This window comes from Anaerobiospirillum sp. NML120511 (genome assembly GCF_023050955.1).
GTDB lineage: Bacteria > Pseudomonadota > Gammaproteobacteria > Enterobacterales > Succinivibrionaceae > Anaerobiospirillum.
Map to the genome: position 1 here is coordinate 1 of NZ_JALKIK010000091.1, position 2,911 is coordinate 2,911.

A 2,911-nucleotide genomic window follows, 5' to 3' on the forward strand; every position below is an offset into this window, starting at 1 on the left:
GATGAGCAATTTCCGTTGCACCAGTGCCCTTCTGATGAAGCGTCAGCACGACGTTCCTGTCCACGGTACGCCTGCGGCCAAATTTGATTCCTTTCAGCTTTGCTTCCTGTCGGCCCTCATTCGTGCGCTCTAGGATCCTCCGGCGTTCAGCCTGTGCCACAGCCGACAGGATGGTGACCACCATTTGCCCCATATCACCGTCGGTACTGATCCCGTCGTCAATAAACCGAACCGCTACACCCTGAGCATCAAACTCTTTTATCAGTTGGATCATGTCGGCGGTGTCGCGGCCAAGACGGTCGAGCTTCTTCACCAGAATGACATCACCTTCCTCCACCTTCATCCTCAGCAAATCCAGCCCTTCCCGATCTGTTGAACTGCCGGATGCCTTGTCGGTAAAGATGCGGTTAGCTTTTACCCCTGCATCTTTGAGCGCTCTGATCTGAATATCGAGGGACTGCTGGCTGGTTGAGACCCGCGCATAACCAAAAATTCGCATAAAAATGTACCTTAAATCGAATATCAGACACGATGTGTCTATTATGCCAAAATGACGATTTAATGGACACTCAAACGAAGCCGTTTTACTATGTCTGATAATTTATAATATTTCGAACGGTTGCAGTTGTGTTAAAAAAGCCGTCAGGCAGGGAGGCCGATATGCCCGTTGATTTTTTGACCACTGAGCAGGTTGAGAGTTATGGCAGGTTCACTGGCGAACCCGATGAACTTCAGCTGGCGCGTTATTTTCATCTTGATGAAGCGGATAAAGAATTTATCGGGAAAAGCCGGGGTGATCACAATCGACTTGGTATTGCCCTGCAAATCGGGTGTGTGCGTTTTCTGGGCACTTTTCTTACTGACATGAATCATATTCCTTCCGGCGTCCGGCATTTTACCGCCAGACAGCTCGGGATTCGTGATATCACCGTTCTTGCAGAATACGGTCAGAGGGAAAATACCCGCCGTGAGCATGCAGCGCTGATACGTCAGCACTATCAGTATCGTGAATTTGCCTGGCCCTGGACATTTCGCCTTACCCGTCTTTTATATACCCGGAGCTGGATAAGCAACGAACGTCCTGGCCTGCTTTTCGACCTGGCGACAGGGTGGCTTATGCAACATCGTATTATTCTCCCCGGAGCCACCACGCTGACCCGGTTGATTTCAGAGGTAAGGGAAAAGGCGACGTTGCGCCTGTGGAACAAACTGGCACTGATACCGTCAGCCGAACAGCGTTCACAGCTGGAGATGCTGCTGGGGCCAACTGATTGCAGCCGCCTGTCTTTACTGGAATCACTGAAAAAAGGCCCTGTGACCATCAGTGGTCCGGCGTTTAATGAAGCAATTGAACGCTGGAAAACTCTGAACGATTTTGGCCTGCATGCTGAAAACCTGAGTACACTCCCGGCTGTGCGCCTGAAAAATCTCGCACGTTATGCTGGTATGACTTCGGTGTTCAATATTGCCAGGATGTCACCGCAGAAAAGGATGGCGGTTCTGGTTGCCTTTGTCCTTGCATGGGAAACGCTGGCGCTGGATGATGCACTGGACGTTCTGGACGCCATGCTGGCCGTTATCATCCGTGACGCCAGAAAGATTGGGCAGAAAAAACGGCTCCGCTCGCTGAAGGATCTGGATAAATCTGCATTGGCGCTCGCCAGCGCATGTTCGTACTTGCTGAAAGAAGAAACACCGGACGAATCGATTCGTGCTGAGGTGTTCAGCTACATCCCTAGGCAAAAGCTGGCTGAAATCATCACGCTTGTCCGTGAAATTGCCCGGCCCTCAGACGATAATTTTCATGACGAAATGGTGGAGCAGTACGGGCGCGTTCGTCGTTTCCTGCCCCATCTGCTGAATACCGTTAAATTTTCATCCGCACCTGCCGGGGTTACCACTCTGAATGCCTGTGACTACCTCAGCCGGGAGTTCAGCTCACGGCGGCAGTTTTTTGACGACGCACCAACGGAAATCATCAGTCAGTCATGGAAACGGCTGGTGATTAACAAGGAAAAACATATCACCCGAAGGGGATACACGCTCTGCTTTCTCAGTAAACTGCAGGATAGTCTGAGACGGAGGGATGTCTACGTTACCGGCAGTAACCGGTGGGGAGATCCTCGTGCAAGATTACTACAGGGTGCTGACTGGCAGGCAAATCGGATTAAGGTTTATCGTTCTTTGGGGCACCCGACAGACCCGCAGGAAGCAATAAAATCTCTGGGCCATCAGCTTGATAGTCGTTACAGACAGGTTGCTGCACGTCTTGGCGAAAATGAGGCTGTCGAACTCGATGTTTCTGGCCCGAAGCCCCGGTTGACAATTTCTCCCCTCGCCAGTCTTGATGAGCCGGACAGTCTGAAACGACTGAGCAAAATGATCAGTGATCTGCTCCCTCCGGTGGATTTAACGGAGTTGCTGCTCGAAATTAACGCCCATACCGGATTTGCTGATGAGTTTTTCCATGCCAGTGAAGCCAGTGCCAGAGTTGATGATCTGCCCGTCAGCATCAGCGCCGTGCTGATGGCTGAAGCCTGCAATATCGGTCTGGAACCACTGATCAGATCAAATGTTCCTGCACTGACCCGACACCGGCTGAACTGGACAAAAGCGAACTATCTGCGGGCTGAAACTATCACCAGCGCTAATGCCAGACTGGTTGATTTTCAGGCAACGCTGCCACTGGCACAGATATGGGGTGGAGGAGAAGTGGCATCTGCAGATGGAATGCGCTTTGTTACGCCAGTCAGAACAATCAATGCCGGACCGAACCGCAAATACCATATAGACCGACAATTCGGTCCTTAAGAAAAAAACAACACAGAAATGTGCTTATATTTACAGATTCAAATGCGAATAAAATATACTATCTTATCCTACTACAGGTGATAGACATCACATTTTTGCC

Annotated in this window: 1 protein-coding gene and 1 pseudogene; one reads left to right on the forward strand and one right to left on the reverse strand. The window is 50.6% G+C overall.

Annotation, left to right across the window (positions count from 1 at the left end; all coding sequences use genetic code 11):
- Positions 1-499 (reverse strand): recombinase family protein (locus MXE39_RS12725; protein ID WP_065764019.1); only part of this gene is annotated, 499 nt, incomplete at its 3' end.
- Between the two features lie 161 nt (positions 500-660).
- Between MXE39_RS12725 and MXE39_RS12730 the strand changes: the two are divergent.
- Positions 661-2,784: pseudogene (locus tag MXE39_RS12730) on the forward strand (Tn3-like element Tn3 family transposase); the annotation flags it as partial.
- Positions 2,785-2,911 lie beyond the last annotated feature (127 nt).